At 72.6% G+C, this 16,999-nt stretch carries 14 protein-coding genes, 2 tRNA genes and 1 pseudogene; 8 read left to right on the top strand and 9 right to left on the bottom strand.

Annotated elements, in window-relative coordinates:
• Window positions 1–229 (top strand): annotated as a pseudogene (locus ICC28_RS40990) (hypothetical protein); the annotation flags it as partial.
• Window positions 230–320: 91 nt separating this feature from the next.
• On the opposite strand, the gene ICC28_RS39550 reads toward ICC28_RS40990, so the two are convergent.
• A tRNA-Arg gene (locus ICC28_RS39550) sits at window positions 321–393 on the bottom strand.
• 220 nt (window positions 394–613) lie between these two features.
• Here ICC28_RS39550 and ICC28_RS39545 point away from each other — a divergent pair.
• Together ICC28_RS39545 and ICC28_RS39540 are read left to right on the top strand one after the other, a co-directional pair.
• On the top strand, window positions 614–1,621 hold the full coding sequence (locus tag ICC28_RS39545) for a hypothetical protein (RefSeq protein WP_188293715.1): 1,008 nt from the start codon (window positions 614–616) through the stop codon (window positions 1,619–1,621).
• Between the two features lie 71 nt (window positions 1,622–1,692).
• Window positions 1,693–2,100: a hypothetical protein gene (locus ICC28_RS39540; RefSeq protein WP_188293714.1), complete on the top strand. Its 408-nt coding sequence runs from the start codon at window positions 1,693–1,695 to the stop codon at window positions 2,098–2,100.
• A 77-nt stretch (window positions 2,101–2,177) separates the two neighbouring features.
• Here ICC28_RS39540 and ICC28_RS39535 read toward each other — a convergent pair.
• Window positions 2,178–2,268, bottom strand: a tRNA-Ser gene (locus ICC28_RS39535).
• Between the two features lie 170 nt (window positions 2,269–2,438).
• Between ICC28_RS39535 and ICC28_RS39530 the strand changes: the two genes are divergently transcribed.
• Window positions 2,439–2,930 carry an SSI family serine proteinase inhibitor gene (locus ICC28_RS39530; RefSeq protein WP_188293713.1) on the top strand — a complete coding sequence of 164 codons (492 nt, stop codon included), beginning with the start codon at window positions 2,439–2,441 and terminating at the stop codon, window positions 2,928–2,930.
• A gap of 257 nt (window positions 2,931–3,187) precedes the next feature.
• Window positions 3,188–7,675, top strand: coding sequence for a PAS domain-containing protein (locus ICC28_RS39525; RefSeq protein WP_188293712.1), 4,488 nt, complete (start codon window positions 3,188–3,190; stop codon window positions 7,673–7,675).
• 66 nt (window positions 7,676–7,741) lie between these two features.
• On the opposite strand, the gene ICC28_RS39520 is transcribed toward ICC28_RS39525, so the two are convergent.
• The gene (locus tag ICC28_RS39520; RefSeq protein ID WP_188293711.1) at window positions 7,742–8,344 is read right to left on the bottom strand and encodes a TetR family transcriptional regulator; all 603 of its coding nucleotides are present in this window, start codon (window positions 8,342–8,344) and stop codon (window positions 7,742–7,744) included.
• Between the two features lie 127 nt (window positions 8,345–8,471).
• Between ICC28_RS39520 and ICC28_RS39515 the strand changes: the two genes are divergently transcribed.
• Complete coding sequence (locus ICC28_RS39515) at window positions 8,472–9,692, top strand: MFS transporter (protein WP_188293710.1); 1,221 nt, start codon at window positions 8,472–8,474, stop codon at window positions 9,690–9,692.
• 69 nt (window positions 9,693–9,761) lie between these two features.
• Here ICC28_RS39515 and ICC28_RS39510 read toward each other — a convergent pair whose 3' ends face one another.
• The 6 genes from ICC28_RS39510 to ICC28_RS39485 all read right to left on the bottom strand — a co-directional run bounded on the left by ICC28_RS39510 (window position 9,762) and on the right by ICC28_RS39485 (window position 15,284).
• Complete coding sequence (locus ICC28_RS39510; RefSeq protein WP_188293709.1) at window positions 9,762–11,417, bottom strand: long-chain fatty acid--CoA ligase; 1,656 nt, start codon at window positions 11,415–11,417, stop codon at window positions 9,762–9,764.
• 131 nt (window positions 11,418–11,548) lie between these two features.
• Window positions 11,549–12,106, bottom strand: a complete 558-nt coding sequence (locus ICC28_RS39505; protein WP_188293708.1) for a SigE family RNA polymerase sigma factor — start codon at window positions 12,104–12,106, stop codon at window positions 11,549–11,551.
• Between the two features lie 147 nt (window positions 12,107–12,253).
• The gene (locus ICC28_RS39500) at window positions 12,254–13,393 is read right to left on the bottom strand and encodes a lipid-transfer protein (RefSeq protein ID WP_188293707.1); all 1,140 of its coding nucleotides are present in this window, start codon (window positions 13,391–13,393) and stop codon (window positions 12,254–12,256) included.
• Window positions 13,390–13,779: a MaoC family dehydratase gene (locus tag ICC28_RS39495; RefSeq protein WP_188293706.1), complete on the bottom strand. Its 390-nt coding sequence runs from the start codon at window positions 13,777–13,779 to the stop codon at window positions 13,390–13,392. Before ICC28_RS39495 ends, ICC28_RS39500 begins: the two co-directional genes overlap by 4 nt.
• On the bottom strand, window positions 13,776–14,693 hold the full coding sequence (locus ICC28_RS39490; protein ID WP_188293705.1) for a bifunctional MaoC family dehydratase N-terminal/OB-fold nucleic acid binding domain-containing protein: 918 nt from the start codon (window positions 14,691–14,693) through the stop codon (window positions 13,776–13,778). Before ICC28_RS39490 ends, ICC28_RS39495 begins: the two co-directional genes overlap by 4 nt.
• 264 nt (window positions 14,694–14,957) lie before the next feature.
• Window positions 14,958–15,284 carry a hypothetical protein gene (locus ICC28_RS39485; RefSeq protein WP_188293704.1) on the bottom strand — a complete coding sequence of 109 codons (327 nt, stop codon included), beginning with the start codon at window positions 15,282–15,284 and terminating at the stop codon, window positions 14,958–14,960.
• A 366-nt stretch (window positions 15,285–15,650) separates the two neighbouring features.
• On the opposite strand from ICC28_RS39485, the gene ICC28_RS39480 reads away from it, so the two are divergent.
• Together ICC28_RS39480 and ICC28_RS39475 are read left to right on the top strand one after the other, a co-directional pair.
• Window positions 15,651–16,523 (top strand): bifunctional DNA primase/polymerase, encoded by an 873-nt coding sequence (locus tag ICC28_RS39480; protein WP_188293703.1) that lies wholly within the window; start codon window positions 15,651–15,653, stop codon window positions 16,521–16,523.
• Between the two features lie 43 nt (window positions 16,524–16,566).
• Window positions 16,567–16,998, top strand: a complete 432-nt coding sequence (locus ICC28_RS39475; protein WP_188293702.1) for a hypothetical protein — start codon at window positions 16,567–16,569, stop codon at window positions 16,996–16,998.
• Window position 16,999 lies beyond the last annotated feature (1 nt).

The following is a 16,999-nucleotide window of genomic DNA, read 5'->3' as shown; positions in this document are numbered from 1 at the left end:
GGCCGCCGGAGCGGTGGCGGAGACATGGAGCGGCGGCGGCCCGTGGCCGCCAGCGCGCGCGGCCCGCCGTAGGCGGGCCGCCTTGATCCGCGTGACGATGGACATCTACACCTTCGTGCGGCTCGACTCCCAGCGCTCCGCCTTCGACCGCGTCGGGGACGCATTGCGGGGTGACGGCAACGGATCGGACGATGACGACGGCGCGGCCGGTGTCCCGGTAGCCGTCTGATCGGCCCTCGAAGGCGGTTGCCGTCAAACACTGCCGTCAAGGCATAAAGCAAAGGCCCTGTGGATCACTCCACAGGGCCTTTGACGTGCTGTGCACTCGGCAGGATTCGAACCTGCAACCTTCTGATCCGTAGTCAGATGCTCTATCCGTTAAGCTACGAGTGCTTGTTCTGTTTTCCCGCCGTTCCTTGCCCCTCCGGGCCTCTCGCGGCGACAGGAAGAACATTACATGACCGCCGCCGCCATGTGAAATCCATTAGGCATACCCCTTCTGAGCTGCGAAAACGCCGAAGTGGGGGGTCACGGGCAGTGGACAGGGGATCGGCTCCGGCTCTTAGATGATCTCTGCTTGGCGCCCCTGCCCAGTCTTCCCGGAGGACCTCGCATGCCCGCCGCAGCCTTCGCCCGCCGCTACGCAAGCCTGTGCCGTGCACTCGGGGCCGGTGCCGGAGTGCTGGTGCTGGCCGCCTGCGGGGGCGGCGGGAGCGGTGGCGGCGGTCCCGTGGCCGCCCCGGTCGCGAGCGAACCGGTCGCGAGTGAGCCCGCCGCAAGCGCCCCGGCGCTGGGTGAGATACCCGCGATGTCGGACACCAGCCGGCTCAGCTTCCCCCTCGACGCCTACGACCCCTCGCCCGCCGACCAGCGGCTTCTCGAGCGGGCGCAGGACAGGCTCGCGGTGCGGTGCATGGCGCGGTACGGGTTCGAGTACGTCCCGCCGAAGCGTTCCGGGGGGCCGGAGCGGCCGGTCAACTCGCGTGTCTTCGGTGTCGTCGACGCCGAGGAGGCCGCCCGGTACGGCTACCGCGATCCCGGCGCCGCGTCCGCCGACCGCCCCCGCGACCCGGAGCTGTCCGCGGAGGGGCGGCTGACGCTGTACGGGGAGCGGGTCGCCCCGGCGGAGATGCCGATGAGCCAGGAGGAGGCCGAGCGGGAGGGCGGCAGCGAGCGGAAGGTCGGCGGGAAGTCCGTACCCGTCGGCGGGTGCAACCGGGAGTCCTATCTCAAGCTCTACGCGCCGAAGGCCGACGCCGTCGACATCATGTTCGTCTTCAATCTGAAGGCCAGGGCGAAGGCGCAGGGCGACGCCGACGCGCGTCTGCGGCGGAACAACGAGGAGTGGGCCGCCTGCATGAAGAAGGCCGGCTACCGGGCCACCGACCCGATGGCGGTCGTACGGCAGCTCGGCTTCGAGGGCGCCCTCGACTCCCCCGCCGCCGTCGCCGCGGCCAAGGCGGACGTCGCCTGCAAGAAGAAGGTCAATCTCGTCGGCGTCCGGTACACGGTCCTGGCCGCCTATCAGCAGCGGCTCGTCGACCAGCACGCCGCGACCCTCGAACTCGCCGTGCAGCAGCAGGAAGACCGCTTGGAGCAAGCGGCCGACCTGGTCGGCTGACGGCGCGGACAGATAACCACGCCACCACCGAGGACGCGCCCCCACTTGTCGCGTCCATGAAGGGACATGTCATGTTCGGAACCACCGGCTCCCGCATCGGCCTCGCCGCCGGCGCCGTCACCGCCGCGCTCGGCCTCACCCTCACGACCGCCGGTTCCGCCGCGGCCGTCACCGAGAAGAACGGCCTGCTCACCAATTACGAGATGGGCTTCTACTACAACTCCAACCAGGCGGGCTGCGTCTTCGACATCTTCTACGGCGACAGCAACTTCGGCAACGACGTCTTCAAGGGCAGCTGCGCCGGGTCCGGCCAGTCGGTCAACAACAACACCGCGTCCTACCACAACATGGACTACGTCACCTGGAACGTGTACACCGGCGTCGACTACTCCGGCACCATCGGCTACATCCCGGCCGGTTACGTGGGCAACGCCTCGGCCACCTTCAAGAACACGATCAGCTCCGCCCGCCCGCAGTAACCCGCGAACCCGCGAACCCGCGGCAAGAACGACCCAGGGGGTCCAGCCGAGATCGGCTGGACCCCCTGGTCCATGGGCGGAGGCGGAGGGATTTGAACCCTCGATGGGCTTTAAGGCCCAAACCGCATTAGCAGTGCGGCGCCATAGACCGGACTAGGCGACGCCTCCAGCACATCCGGCCCGCGCGAGCGCGAGCGGTGCGTGCCGATGATGACACAGTCGAGCGTGGTGTCACCAATCGCCCCCCACGGTACTAGGCAGGCGGGGCGCAGGGCAAAGCCCTTTTCGCCGGTCGGGCGCGTGCGCAACGTTCGGAGGGGGTGGGCGTTAGTCAGGTCATGTTCCAGGTCATCCGCAACGGCCGGGTCGGGCGGGTCGGGCGGCTCCTCGTCGCCGTCGCCGGGTCCGTCGCCGCCGCCTCCGCCCTCACCTCCGCACCGGCCGCCGCCCACCCCGGCACGGCCGCCCCGCTGCCCGTCGCCCCGCCCCACGACGGCGACCGCCTCGTCGTCACCGTCAGGAACGCGGGCGGGGGTGCCGACGGGCGGTTCGTCCTCCGCTGTCACCCCGCCGGTGGCGACCACCCTGACGCCGCGGGTGCCTGCGCCGCGCTCGACCGGGGGTCCCGCTGGGGCAAGGACGCCTTCGCCCCCGTACCGCCAGGCAGCGTCTGCACCATGCAGTACGGCGGACCGGCCACCGCCCACGTCACCGGGACCTGGGCCGGGCGGCCCGTCGACGCCCGCTTCGACCGCGGCGACGGCTGCCGGATCGCCCGCTGGGACCGGCTCGTGCCGGTTCTGCCCGATCTGCGGACCGAAGGGGCATGAGTTCCGCCCGGTCTGCGGACCGACGGGTCACGAGTCGTCGGCCGGCCTGCGACTCGTCCGTAAAGGTTGCGCGCAGGTCCGGCGGAGCAGCCGTACACGGTCATACGTTCTGGGTCACTTCGTCGTGCGACCTCGCTCTCATCCGGCGCCGCGAGCGCAACCCCAGCCCTTAGACTCCCTCGCGTGACACGTCGCGGGCCGGTTGGCAAGATGGCCCGAGCGGTCGGCAAGGTGCGGTAACAGGGAGGAAGCGTCTCGTGAGCAGCAGGCCATCCCGAGGCGCTGCTCGCCTCGCAGCCATACTCGACGCGCTTCCCGATGCGTTGGTCCTGGTCAACGCCAATGGAACCGTCGTCAACGCCAACACCATCGCCCTGGAAGCCTTCGAGGCACCGGGCACGGCGCTCGTCGGGCGCGGGCTGCTCGATCTGCTGCCGCACTTCGACTCCAAGCTGATCCCGGGCTCCATGCGGCGCCCCGACCACATGGACCCGCGCGGCCGTACCAAGCCGACCCGGATGATGGCCCGGCGCACCGACGGCAGCGAGTTCCCCGTCGAGGTCACCTCAGCGACCCTGGAGAACGGCCAGCAGGCCTACGACGGTTACGGCTACACCAGCGACGAACTGCTGATGCTCGTCGTCCGGGACCTGTCCGGCACCATCGACACCGAGGCGGAGCTGGCCCGCTCCCAGCGGCAGACCGAGATGATCCTGCGGGCCGCCGCCGAGGGCGTCGTGGGCACGGACACCGACGGGCGGATCGTCCTCGTCAACCCGGCCGCCGCCCAGATACTCGGCTACCGCGCCGGCGACCTCGGCGGGCGCGAACTGCACACCCTCGTGCTGCACTCCCGCCCCGACGGCTCGCCCTTCCCGTACGAGGAGTCGCCGCTCGCCGACACCCTGCGCTCCGGACGCAAGCACCGCGTACGCGGGCAGGTGCTGTTCGCCAAGAGCGGCGAGCAGGTGTCGGTCGACCTCACCACCGCACCCGTGCGCGACGGCGACCAGCTCGTCGGCGCCGTCATGACCTTCACCGACCGGCGGCCCTACGACGCGCTCGCCAAGGAGAAGGAAGCCGCGCAGAAGGCCCACGAGGAGGAGCTGGAGCGGCTCGCCGAGGAACACGCCTCCGAGCTGACCGCCCTGCGCCAGCAGCACGTCACCGAGGTCGAGGAACTCACCGAGCGGCACGAGGAGGAGCTCGCCGCGAACGAGGAGCGCTACGCCGCGCTCGGCGAGCGGGAGAAGGACCGCTTCGAGGCCCTCACCGGACGGCACGAGCAACTGCTGACGCTGCTGGCGCAGTCCCTGCGCGGCCCCCTGGACGAGCTGCGCCGCGAACTGGCGGCGCTGGCCGCGGACGACGCCGGGCAACTGTGGCCCGAGGCCAACCAGGTCCTGCACCACCTGTCGGCCGGCTACTCACGCATCACCACCCTCATCGACAACGTCCTCGGCTACCAGCGGCTCGACGCCGGCACCGACGACATCACCCGGACGAAGGTCATGCTCGACGCCGTCGTCGCCGCCGGTGTCGACGGGGCCGTCGAGCTCATCGGGCCGGGGCGGGTGCAGTTCGCCGTGCACGCGCCGCCCATCGAGGCCGAGGTCGACGCCCGCCTGCTCGCGACCGCGCTCGCCCACCTGGTCGCCGATGTCGCCGGCGTCGACGCGACCGGGAACTCGCCCGTGTCGGCGGGCGGTTACATGGACAACACCGTGGTCGTCGCGGCGGCGCAGCGCGGCGAGGTCGTACGCATCGAGGTGCGCGGGCCGTACGCCGGGGGAGACCCGGTGCACGAGCCGATCGTGCGCGGGATCGTGCGCGCCCACGGCGGCGTGCTCCAGACGCACGAGGTGCCGGGCATGAGCGGCAACGCCTACGTCCTGGAGGTGCCGATCGGGGGCGGGGCCGGGGCGGTCGCGGCCGACCCGTCGGCGGTCGCCTCCGAGGACGCCGAGCACACCTCCGGCGGCGGGCGGCGGCGGGCCCGGCGGTCCTCCGTCGACGCCTTCCTCGACGGCGAGGACGCCCCCGAGGCGGAGTCCGGGGCACCCACCGGGCGGCGCAGGCGGCGGGCGGTCGAGGCCGCGCAGCCGCAGCAGGAACAGGTGGCGCAGGGGCAGGTGGCGCAGGGGCAGGTGGCGCAGGGCGCGGCCGTGGAGGTTTCCGGCGGTACGGGGCGGCGGCGCGGCCGACCGGCCGAGGACGCCGGGGGCGCTGCTGCTGGTGGCGGTGTCGCCGAGGGTGCCGTGGTGACGGCCGCCGAGCACGCCGCCGGGGCCGCGGCCTCGGGCAACGGTCTGGGCGGGACCGTACCGCCGCAGGGCGTGCCCGCGCCGGGCGGACGGCGGGCCCGGCGGGACGGCGGCGAGCAGCACGCGCTGCCTCCGGCGCTGCCGGTGTCCGGTGGGCCGGGTCCGGTGCCCGCGCAGGGCGTCCCGGCCGAGAGCGCACAGCCGACGGGGCGCCGTCGCCGTGCGCTGGCCGCCGCGAACGAGCGCGCCGCCGCGCAGGAGGCCAGTCCCCGTACGGTCTTCGCCTTGCCGCCCGCGGAGGCGGACCGCCCGGACGGGGCCGCGGCCGCGGCCGCCCCGGAAACCACGGACGCCCCGGCAGGCCAGGGCCTCGCCCCGATCCCGGCACAGGTGCCTGGTCAGGCGCAGATCGCCGGGCAGGCGCAGGTGCCTGGTCAGGCACAGGTCGCCGGGCAGGCGCAGACCGCCGGGCAAACACCTGTGCCTGGTCAGGCGCAGGTGACCGGCCAAGTGCAGGCCGCCGGGCAAACACAGGTACCCGGTCAGGCGCAGGTGCCCGGTCAAGTGCAGGTCGCCGGTCAAGTGCAGGTCGCCGGTCAGACGCAGGTATCCGGTCAGGCACAAGTGCCCGGTCAAGCGCAGGCCGCCGGTCAGACACAGGTACCCGGCCAAGGGCAGCTGCCCGGTCAGGCGCCGGTCGCCGGTCAGGCGCAGGTCCAGCCGCAGGCCCCTGCCGCACCGGTCCCGGCGCAGGCCCAACCGCAGGGACAGCCGCACGTCCAGCCGCAGGCCCCTGCCCCGGTACAGCCGCAGCTCCAACCACAGGCCCCTGCCCCGGTCCCACCGCAGGCCCAGCCACAGGTCCCGGCTCAGGCTCAGGCTCAGGCTCAGGCCGTCGCCGCACCAGCGCCCGGCCCCACTCCCACGCCCGCCCCTGCTCCCGCCGCCGCTCCGGCTCCCGCCCCCGCTCCCCCCGTCAACAACTCGATGGGCGACCACGGCCGCCACGACGCCGTGCCGCACGACCAGTCCGACGACCACACGCCGCCGCAGCCGCATCCGACGAGCGCGCCGACCGGGCGTCGGCGCCGGGCCGTGGCGCAGCCGGTGCAGGAGCAGCCGCAGGCCCAGGCGGCCGAGGCGCCCGCTCCCGCGGCGCAGTCGTGGGCGGCGGGTGGGGACACTTCCGGCGCCGGTACGCCCGTAGCGGCGCCGAACGCGGCTCAGCCACAGGCGGTGCCGGAGTCCACGCCGTCGCAGGGCACGCCCCTGCCGCCCGAGGCCCCGGCTGCGCAGCCACGGGTCGCGCAGCCGTTGCCCGCGGAGGCTGCCGCTGCGGTCGACCCGAACTCCACGCAGGGGCGGGCGATCAGCGTGCGGACGCTGGGGCAGGGCGTGCCGTTCACGCGGCAGGCGGCCCAGGTGCAGCAGCCGTCGGCGACGCCCGCCCCACATCAGCCGGGCGGCTCGGGCAGGCGCCGCAAGCTGGGGACGCGGCCCGACCCCGCCGAGGCCCGGCCGGAGCAGGCGGCCCGCCCGCACCCGCACCCGCAGGCCGAACCGCAGCCCACCCCGGCACAACCGCAACCGCAACCGCAACCGCAGCCCCGGCCGGCGTCCGCGACCGAGGGCACCGGGCGGTCGTACGCCATAGGGGCGCCGGACGAGAACGCCGCCGAGGGGCCCGAGCCGCTGGACGGTCCCGGCGGGGCGGTCGAGGTCTCCGACACCCCCCGGCCGCAGCCGATGGACGACGAGCTGCCGCCGGAGCCGTTGGACAATCCGCGTCGGCTGCTGGTGTGGCCCGCGCCGGACGTGACGACCCAGCAGGCACTGAGCGACCGCGGCTACCGGCCGGTGATCGTGCACTCGCGCGAGGAGGTCGACGCGCAGATCGCCGCGTTCCCGGCCGCGCTCTTCGTCGACCCGCTGACCGGGCCGATCACCCGGACCGCGCTCCAGTCGCTGCGGCAGGCGGCGGTAGCCGCCGAGGTGCCGGTGATGGTGACGGCGGGGCTGGGCCAGGCCTCGCGGGAGGCCGCCTACGGCGCCGATCCCGCCGTACTGCTGAAGGCGCTGGCGCCGCGGGACAGCGAGCAGCACCCGCCGCGCGTTCTGCTCATCGAGGAGCACGCGGAGATCGCGCTGGCGCTGACCGCGACGCTGGAGCGGCGCGGGATGCAGGTGGCGCGGGCGGCGAGCGACACCGACGCGGTGACGCTGGCGGGGCAGTTCCGGCCGAACCTGGTCGTGATGGACCTGATGCAGGTGCACCGGCGCCAGGCCGGAATCGTCGACTGGCTGCGGGCGAACGGCCAGCTCAACCGCACCCCGCTGGTCGTCTACACGGCCGCCGTGGACCAGGCCGACCTGCCGCGGCTGGCGTCCGGCGAGACGGTTCTCTTCCTCGCCGAGCGCTCGACCAGCGAGGAGGTCCAGTCGAGGATCGTGGACCTGCTGGCGCGGATCGGCACCAACTAGCCCCTACTCCTTACCGACCAGTTACTACTCCCTACCGGCCGGTTACTACTCCCTACCGACCAGCCCCTACTCCTTACCGACCGGCCGCTGCTCCTTCGCGATCATCCGCCGCGCGACCTCCTTCACGGAGGCGCGCAGGCGGGCGCGGTCGGTGGGTTCGTCGCCGACCAGGATGCGGGTCATCTGGGGGACGACCACGGCCCAGTCGACGACCGCGATCAGCAGGAACAGCAGGTCACCGGCCGGGATGGCGTCGGTGACGACCCCGCGTTCCTGGGCGTCCCGGACGGCCGCGATCTTGTGGCGGTAGTGCTCCTTGCGCGCGGCCTCGTCCGGCAGCTCGGTCGTGCCGTACTCCAGGCCCTCCCACAGGAGCAGGCGCAGCACCTCGGGGTGGGCCGCGTGGTAGTCCATCAGGCGGTCGATCCAGCCGTCGACGTCGTCCGGCTCGACGGGTACGGCGACGGCGAGGTCGACCATGACCTGTCCGAGGACCTGGGTGAACAGCTCCGCCTTGTTGCCGAAGTAGGCGTAGATCAGCTGTTTGTTGGCCTTGGCCTCGGTCGCGATGCGGTCGATGCGGGCGCCCGCGATGCCGTGCCGGGCGAACTCGGCGACCGCCGCCTCGTAGATCCGGGCCTTGGTGGCCTCGGGGTCCCTTGCTGCCATGCGGTCAGGGTAGCGCGGCAAGTAACCAACCATTTGGTTGACAGGGAATCGGCGGCAGCCCCAGACTGTTCACTCTTCCAACCAACCAGTTAGTTGCTAGATCTGACTCCAAGGAGCCCGCCCGCTCATGCCGTCAGCAACCACCGCGTCCCGACAGCGACGGACACCGTCCCCCGCCCGCCGCCCGGGCTCCGCCTTCCTGGTCCTCATCGCCGGCGCCACCGCCGTCACGGCGGCCAACATCTACCTCGTCGCGGCCCTGCTCCCGCTGATCGCCCACGACTACGGCTCCACCGCCTCCGCCGTCGCCTGGATCGCCTCGGTCGCCCAACTCGGCTACGCCGTCGGCCTGCTCTTCTTCGCCCCGCTCGGCGACCGTGCCAACCGACGCCGCCTGGTCGCCGTCCTCACCCTGGTCACCACGGCGGCCCTCGCGGCCGGCGCCGCGGCACCCGGCACCGCCGCCCTCGCGGCCGCCGTGTTCGTCACCGCCGCCGCGACCGTCATCCCGCAACTGCTCGTCCCGCTGGTCGCCGAACGGGCCCCGGCCGACCGACGCGCCCGCCATGTCGCCGCCGTCGTCGCCGGACTCTTCACCGGCATCGTCGCGGCCCGCGTGCTGGGCGGCCTCGCCGGGCAGGCGTTCGGCTGGCGCTGGGTCTTCGCGGGATCGGCCGTGCTGACGCTGGTGCTGGGCCTGGCGACCGCCCGCGTGCTGCCGTCGGAGCGCGGGCGCACCGGCTCGGCCTCCGGCTTCCTTGCGGGCATCGCCGCCCTGCCCGGCCTCGTGCGCCACTCGCCCGACCTGTGGCGGGCGTGCCTGCGGCAGGCCGGCATGTTCGGCGCCTGGAGCGCGCTGTGGACCTCGCTGGCGCTGCTGCTGACGGGCCCGGAGTACGGCCTGTCCACGGCCACCGCCGGGCTCTTCGGCCTGTTCGGGCTGACCGCGAGCGCGGTCGCGCCCCTCGCGGGCGGCCTGGTGGACCGCTTCGGCGCGGCGAAGGTGGTCCGGGCCGCCTATCTCCTCGCCGCGGTCTCCGTCCCGCTGTTCTGGCTGGGCGGGCAGGTGATGGCGGCGCTCTTCGCGGCCTCGATCGCGATCCACGCCGCCCTGGTCACCTCCCACGTGGCGAACCAGACCCTCGCCCTGACCACCACGAAGACCCCGGCCGCCGCCAACACCGCCTACGTGGTGAGCGGCTTCGCGGGCGGCGCCCTGGCCTCGGCCCTGGCGGGCCCCGCCTACGCCCACTTCGGCTGGACCGGCGTGAGCGCGGTCGCGGGCGCCTGGCTGCTGACCGGCTGGGGCGCCACGGCCGTAGGGACGAGGAGGGTGGCCAGTGGGTGAATGGCAGATTTGGGCCGGCCCTACGCCCGTTTCGCGGTGTATGTCCGGCCCAAATCTGCCAATGGAGAATCAGAGCTGCGTGACCTCCAGGCCGCCCTCCGCGTACTGCCTGCGCAGCACCTTCTTGTCGAACTTGCCGACGCTGGTCTTCGGGACCGCCTCGATGACCGTCCAGCGCTCCGGGAGCTGCCACTTGGCGATGCCCGCCTGGTCGGCGAGGAAGGCGCGCAGGGCGGTGAAGTCGGTCGTCGCGCCCTCCTTCAGGACCACCGTCGCGAGCGGGCGTTCGCCCCACTTCTCGTCGGGGACGGCGACCACGGCGGCCTCGGCGACGTCCGGGTGGGACATCAGGGCGTTCTCCAGCTCGACCGAGGAGATCCATTCGCCGCCGGACTTGATGACGTCCTTGGCGCGGTCGGTGAGGGTCAGGTAGCCGTCGGCGGAGATGGTGCCGACGTCTCCCGTCTTCAGCCAGCCGTCCTCGCTGAACTTGTCGGCGGGGCGCAGGGGCTCGGCGCCGGGGCCGTTGTAGTAGGCGCCGGCGATCCACGGGCCGCGGACCTCCAGCTCGCCCGCCGACTCGCCGTCCCAGGGCAGGCGCTCGCCGCCGGGGCCGGTGAGCCGGGCCTCCACGGAGGCGGGGAAGCGGCCCTGGGTGAGCCGGTAGGCGAACTCCTGGTCGGTGCCGACCGCATGGGCCGGCGTACGGGCCACCGTGCCCAGCGGGGAGGTCTCGGTCATGCCCCAGGCGTGGCAGACCCGCATGCCCAGCTTGTCGAAGGCCTCCATGAGGGAGGGCGGACAGGCCGAGCCGCCGATGGTGACCTGGCCGAGCGAGGAGACGTCGCGCGGCTTCGCCGTCAGCTCGGCCAGCAGGCCCTGCCAGATCGTCGGGACCGCGGCCGCGTGGGTCGGCTTCTCGCCCTCGATCATCTCGGCGAGGGGCGCGGGCTGGAGGAAGCGGTCCGGCATCAGCAGGTTGACGCCGGTCATGAAGGTGGCGTGCGGCAGGCCCCAGGCGTTGACGTGGAACTGGGGGACGACCACGAGGGAGGTGTCCTGGTCGGTCAGGCCCATGGACTGGGTCATGTTCACCTGCATGGAGTGCAGGTAGATCGAACGGTGGGAGTAGACCACGCCCTTGGGGTCCCCGGTGGTGCCGGAGGTGTAGCACATGGCCGCGGCCGCGCGCTCGTCCAGCTCCGGCCAGTCGTACGAGGTCGGCTTCCCGGCGATGAGGTCCTCGTACTCGTGCACCTGGACGGAGGCCGACGCGAGGAGGGACCGGTCGCCCGGCCCTGCCACGACGACGTGCTCGACGGGCTTGAGGTGCGGGAGCAGGGGGGCCAGCAGCGGCAGCAGGGAGCCGTTGGCGATGACGACCCGGTCGGCCGCGTGGTTGACGATCCAGGCGAGCTGCTCGGGCGGGAGGCGGAGGTTCAGGGTGTGCAGGACCGCGCCCATGGAGGGGATCGCGAAGTACGCCTCGACGTGCTCGGCGTTGTTCCACATCAGGGTGGCGACCCGCTCGTCCTCGGCCACGCCCAGGTCCTCGCGCAGCGCGTGCGCCAGCTGGGCCGTGCGGGCGCCGATCTCGGCGAAGGAGCGGCGGTGCGGCTCGGCCTCGCCGGTCCAGGTGGTCACCTGTGAGGTGCCGTGGATCGTCTGCCCGTGGGTCAGGATCCTGGAGATCAGCAGCGGTACGTCCTGCATCGTGCTCAGCACGGTGTCCTCCCGGGGGCGACATTGCCTACGCGGTGGTAACGGTTGCGCAGATTCTGCGCACATACCGCTTGGTATGTCACTAGGGGAGGGCGATCGATCACGTCACGTTGACAACACGATCCGCCCTGAGACTACCGGGCCAGACACAGTTCGGGGTCCTCGCGCAGCTTGCCCAGCGCCCGGGAGACCGCCGACTTCACCGTGCCGATCGAGACGCCGAGCACCTCGGCCGTCTGGGCCTCGCTGAGATCCTCGTAGTACCTGAGAACGACCATCGCCCGCTGCCGCGCCGGCAGCTTCATGATCGCCCGCCACATCGCGTCGTGCAGCGCCTGCTGCTCCGCCGGGTCGTCGCCGCCGGGGACGGGCTCCGGCTCGGGCAGCTCGTCGGTCGCGAACTCGTCGACCCGGCGCTTGCGCCACTGCGAGGTGCGCGTGTTCACCAGCGCCCGGCGCACATAGCCGTCGAGCGCGCGATGGTCCTCGATGCGCTCCCAGGCCACATAGGTCTTGGTGAGCGCGGTCTGCAGCAGGTCCTCCGCGTCGCACGGGTTCGCGGTCAGCGACCGGGCGGTACGCAGCAGCACCGGCTGGCGGGCCTTCACGTACGAGGCGAACGACGGGTACGGAAGGGTCTGCGCCCTGGGTGCGGCGGCGTTCGAAGCGCTGGTGCAGACGGGTGTGGTCATGGCTCCACGCTAGGAGCGGCCCCCCTGTCCGCTCATCGGCCGGAGGTCCCGAAGCAGACTCCCTCTCAGGTTGTAGGGGTGGGGGTGGCTACACCTCCTGAGGGTGGACGAGAGGGCCCCGGCTACTACGGGATGACCCCTGGGGGCTCATCCGTCCGCCGTCAGCACGAGCCCCGAGGTCGGCACCCCCGTCCCTGCCGTAACCAGAACCCGGGCCGCACCGGCGACCTGGTTCACGGCCGTCCCGCGCACCTGGCGCACCCCTTCCGCGATGCCGTTCATCCCGTGGAGGTACGCCTCGCCGAGCTGACCGCCGTGGGTGTTGAGCGGCAGCCGGTCCTCCGCGACGAAGTCCGCCGCCTCGCCCCGGCCGCAGAAGCCGAACTCCTCCAGTTGCATCAGTACGAACGGGGTGAAGTGGTCGTAGAGGATGCCGACGTCGATGTCGGCGGGCCCGAGCCCCGTCGTGCGCCAGAGCTGCCGGGCCACCACCGCGGACTCCGGCAGGCCGGTGAGGTCGCCGGTGTGGAAGCCGGTCATCTGCTCCTGGCCTCGGGCCGAACCCTGGGCCGCCGCCGCGACGACCGCGGGCAGTCTGCGCAGGTCACGGGCGCGGTCGAGGGAGGTGACCACGATCGCCTGGCCGCCGTCGGTCTCCTGGCAGCAGTCCAGCAGCCGCAGCGGCTCGGCTATCCAGCGGGAGGAGGCGTGGTCGGCGAGGGTGATGGGGCGGCCGTGGAAGTGGGCGGCCGGGTTCGTCGCCGCGTGCCGACGGGCGGTGACGGCCACCGGCCCGAAGGCCGCCTCCGGGGTCAGGCCGTAGGTGTGCAGGTACCGCTGGGCCGCCATCGCCACCCAGGAGGCCGGGGTGAGCAGCCCGAACGGCATCACCCAGCCGAGCGCCACGCCCTCCGCCGTCGGCTCCCGGTGCCGTACCCCGGAGCCGAAGCGGCGGCCGGAGCGCTCGTTGAAGGCGCGGTAGCAGACGACGACCTCGGCGGCCCCGGCCATGACGGCGAGGGCGGCCTGCTGGACGGTCGCGCAGGCGGCGCCCCCGCCGTAGTGGACGCGGGAGAAGAAGGACAGCTCGCCCATCCCGGCCGCCTGCGCCACGGTGATCTCGGGGCTGGTGTCCATCGAGAAGGTGACCATGCCGTCCACGTCGGCCGGTGCCAGGCCCGCGTCGTCGAGGGCGGCCCGCACCGCCTCCACGGCCAGCCGCAGCTCACTGCGCCCGGAGTCCTTGGTGAACTCGGTGGCGCCGATGCCGACGATCGCCGCGGTCACGGCCTGCCGCCCAGGGTGAGCGTGGCGGTGCCCGTCACATGGGCACCGAGGCCGTTCGTCCCGACGACCCGCACGGTCGCGGTGTCGCCGTCGACCGCCTCGATCCGCCCGGTCAACACCATGGTGTCCCCGGGGTAGTTGGGGGCGCCGAGGCGGACGGCCAGCTTGCGCAGCACGGCCGTCGGACCGAAGTGGTCGGTGAGATAGCGGCCGACCAGGCCGTTCGTGGTGAGGATGTTCATGAAGACGTCGGGTGCGCCCTTCTCCCGCGCGAGCTCCGGGTCGTGGTGCACGTCCTGGTAGTCGCGGGAGGCGACGGCCCCGGCGACGATCAGGGTGCGGGTGATCGGGACGGTGAGCGGTGGCAGTTCGTCCCCCGGCCTCATGCGTCCGCCCGCCAGACGGGGAGCACCAACTCCTCGTCGTAGGAGCGGAATTCGAGGCGCACGGGCAGCCCGATGCGCACCTTGTCGTACGGCACCCCCACCACGTTCCCGGTCATGCGCACACCCTCCGGCAGCTCGATCAGGGCGACCGCGTACGGCGGGTCGAAGGCGGGGAAGGGCGGGTGGTGCATGACGACGTACGAGTACACCGTGCCCTCGCCGGACGCCTCGACCGTGTCCCAGTCGAGCCCGCCGCAGGCGTTGCAGCCGGGCAGCCAGGGGTGGCGCGGGGTGCCGCAGCCGGTGCAGCGCTGGATGAGGAGGCGGTGCTGCGCCACGCCCTCCCAGAAGCCCTCGTTGTCGCGGTTGACGACGGGGCGGGGGCGAGGGGGTCTGCTCGGGGCGGGGGCGTACTTGAGGATGCGGAAGCGGTGGGTGCCGACGAGGTCGGGGCCCACCCGGAGCTCGGTGCGGGTGGTGACGAAGTGGCCGCTGCCGAGCTTCGTCGTCTTCCTGCCGGACACGGACTCGATCACCGTGTCGAAGGTGATCTCGTCGCCGGGATGCAGCGGGCGCAGGTACTCCTGCTCGCAGTCGGTGGCGACGACCGCGGTGCAGCCCGCCGCGTCGAGCAGCCCCAGCAGTTCGTCGTACGCCGCCGAGCGCCCCGTATGACCCGACAGGCCGCCCATCGTCCAGACCTGGAGCATGGCGGGCGGGGCGACGGCGTCCGGGCCGCGGTACGCCGGGTTGGTGTCGCCCATGGCCTCGCACCAGTGCCGGATCATGGGGAGGTTGACGGGGTCCTTGCCGGTGCCCCGGAGGGCCGCCGGCCGGCCCTCGTAGGCCTTCAGCCGTCGCCCCAGCCCGTCGTCCGTCTCACCCCTGCCGCCCCTGCCGCCCCTGCCGCCCATGTCGCCCCCTCGTCCCTCGGCCCACTGGTGTCCCGCTCGCATCGCACTGACACTTTTGGTACACCGCAGGCGCCGCTCGGGTTCCCGCGAACCGCACGAAGATTTCTGACTGTCCGTCAGATCCGATGGGCTGTCAAGGCCGTTGCCGGATGCCGGAAAAACGCCTGCGCGGCGGTGCCGAAGCACCGCCGCGCAGACGCGTCACACCCCACGGAGCACACCACCCGGAGAGAGCGGGCCGGTGCCGCGGCACCGGCCCTCAGCTCACCACCACAGCGGGGTGAAGTTGACCTGCGTGTTGTCGTTGCCCTGATTGATGGCCGTGAACGCGGAGCCGTTGACCTGGGCGGTGTTGCTCTGGTTCGACGCCCCGGAGCCGATCGCCTGCTGCTGAGTGGTGGACGAGTTGCCGAAGTTGTCGCCGCCCACACCGCTGCCGATGATGCCCTGCCAGGCGTTCGTGACGGCCGCGCTCGATCCGTCGTCCGCGATGGCGCCGTTGTCCGCCGCCGCGACGCCGGTGAACAGGGCGGCGGCGAGCGGGAGGGCGGAGACGGCGGCGATGACGCGGGCGGTACGGATGCTTGCCATGTTTGTTCCTCCAGAACGGGAAGTACGCGAAGCCGTGAAGTACGGCCTCGAACCACGTGAACTACGGCTTCTTCCAAGGCAGTTGGCCGAACCGCCCCGGTGTTGTGCACGACGTCGCGAGACCAGAGTTGCCCACCGAATCCCCGGCGAACCACCCCGGAAGCGGTGATTCGCCCTCAAGCGTGATGACAAGTCGATAAACCCCTTTGAAGCCCCTTAACCCCCAGCTCAGGGCAGTACGGACAACGGCGGCCAAGTGCCGCAAGAGAGGAAGCGTTCCCGCACATTTCCCGCCCATCCGTCCCGCCCGGCGTGTCACGCTCGACCCCTCTTCCCTTTCTCGAACATACGTACGAACATAGAGGTATGGCCACCACCGACCGGCACCCCCGGCAGGCCACGACGCTGGCCCTCGCACACGCCCTGTCAGCCGCCGAACGCGGACTGGCCGTCATCCCCCTGTCCCGCACCAAGCTCCCCGCGGTGCGCTCCCCGCACCGCGACGACCCCTCGGGCACGCCCTGCCACGGCGAGTGCGGAGGCTTCGGCCACGGCGTCCACGACGCCACCACGGACCCGGCGCGCATCCGGGAACTGTTCGCGGCCGCCCCCTGGGCGACGGGCTACGGCATCGCGTGCGGTCTGCCGCCGCACTATCTGATCGGCGTCGACCTGGACACGAAGTCGGGCACGGACTCCTCCGCCGCCCTGCGCGAACTGGCCCTGCGCCACCTGTTCACCATCCCCGCCACGGTCGTCGTCCTGACCCCCAGCGGCGGCCGCCACCTCTGGCTGACGGGCCCTCGGGACGTCGTCGTCCCCAACTCGGCCGGCCGGCTCGCCCCCGGCATCGACATCCGCGGCGCCGGCGGCTACCTCGTCGGCCCCGGCTCCCGCACCGACCACGGCGTCTACACCACCGCCCCGGGCACGGCCCATCTGCCGCCCGCGCCCTGCCCGCCCGCCCTCCTCCGCCTCCTGCTCCCGCCGCCGCGCACCTCTCCACGCTCCTCCGGGGCGGGCGACCACGGCCAGGGCCTGGTCCAGTTCGTCCTCGCCGCGCACGAGGGCCAGCGCAACACCCGCCTGTTCTGGGCGGCCTGCCGCGCCTACGAGAACGGCATCGGCCCCGCCCTGGTCGCCCCGCTCGTCGAGGCGGCCCGCGCCACCGGCCTGACGGAGCGCGAGGCACGGGCCACGATCGCGTCGGCGGCCCGCATGACGGGACACCGCCCGTGAAATCCACAAGAACCAGATCCGGGAGCCCCCTAGGGTGCCGCTCATGTCCCTGACCCGCGTAGTCCTCGCCTCCGGCCGCTCACTCGACCTCGCGGAGCTCCAGCTGTCCTCCACGTACGGCGGGATGCTGGAGGGCTACCCCTGCAAGCCGGTCAACGAGATGAGGATCAGGGGCCTACGGCACTGCGCGGCACGCGCCTTCCCGAACACGCCGGTCCATCTGGTCCCACCCGCGCGCGAGTACCCCGACCAGTACTCCGGCGCCTTCGGCCCGGTGGAGGTACTGCCCGAGGTGGCCTGCGTCGGCTCCTTCCACTCCACCCCCCTGACCCCGTCCAACGACCCCGTCCTGCACCGCTCCCACCTGGTACTGATCTGGTTCCAGCCCACCCCGACCGTGCCCTCGGGCTGCGAGGCGGTGCCGGAACTGCGGGAGGTGGACTGGGAGGGGCTGGCCCGGGACCACGAGCTCTAGG

The sequence above is a fragment of the Streptomyces sp. TRM68416 genome (genome assembly GCF_014596915.1).
In the GTDB taxonomy this organism is placed as follows: domain Bacteria; phylum Actinomycetota; class Actinomycetes; order Streptomycetales; family Streptomycetaceae; genus Streptomyces.
This window is presented reverse-complemented; position numbering and strand designations above follow the sequence as displayed.

What these genes read in the sequence shown, in the direction of transcription:
- ICC28_RS39545 (WP_188293715.1), top strand. Translation starts at nt 614, where the DNA reads ATGCCCGCCGCAGCCTTCGCCCGCCGCTACGCAAGCCTGTGCCGTGCA.
- ICC28_RS39540 (WP_188293714.1), top strand. Translation starts at nt 1,693, where the DNA reads ATGTTCGGAACCACCGGCTCCCGCATCGGCCTCGCCGCCGGCGCCGTC.
- ICC28_RS39530 (WP_188293713.1), top strand. Translation starts at nt 2,439, where the DNA reads ATGTTCCAGGTCATCCGCAACGGCCGGGTCGGGCGGGTCGGGCGGCTC.
- ICC28_RS39520 (WP_188293711.1), bottom strand. Translation starts at nt 8,344, where the DNA reads ATGGCAGCAAGGGACCCCGAGGCCACCAAGGCCCGGATCTACGAGGCG.
- ICC28_RS39515 (WP_188293710.1), top strand. Translation starts at nt 8,472, where the DNA reads ATGCCGTCAGCAACCACCGCGTCCCGACAGCGACGGACACCGTCCCCC.
- ICC28_RS39505 (WP_188293708.1), bottom strand. Translation starts at nt 12,106, where the DNA reads ATGACCACACCCGTCTGCACCAGCGCTTCGAACGCCGCCGCACCCAGG.
- ICC28_RS39495 (WP_188293706.1), bottom strand. Translation starts at nt 13,779, where the DNA reads ATGAGGCCGGGGGACGAACTGCCACCGCTCACCGTCCCGATCACCCGC.
- ICC28_RS39490 (WP_188293705.1), bottom strand. Translation starts at nt 14,693, where the DNA reads ATGGGCGGCAGGGGCGGCAGGGGCGGCAGGGGTGAGACGGACGACGGG.
- ICC28_RS39485 (WP_188293704.1), bottom strand. Translation starts at nt 15,284, where the DNA reads ATGGCAAGCATCCGTACCGCCCGCGTCATCGCCGCCGTCTCCGCCCTC.
- ICC28_RS39480 (WP_188293703.1), top strand. Translation starts at nt 15,651, where the DNA reads ATGGCCACCACCGACCGGCACCCCCGGCAGGCCACGACGCTGGCCCTC.
- ICC28_RS39475 (WP_188293702.1), top strand. Translation starts at nt 16,567, where the DNA reads ATGTCCCTGACCCGCGTAGTCCTCGCCTCCGGCCGCTCACTCGACCTC.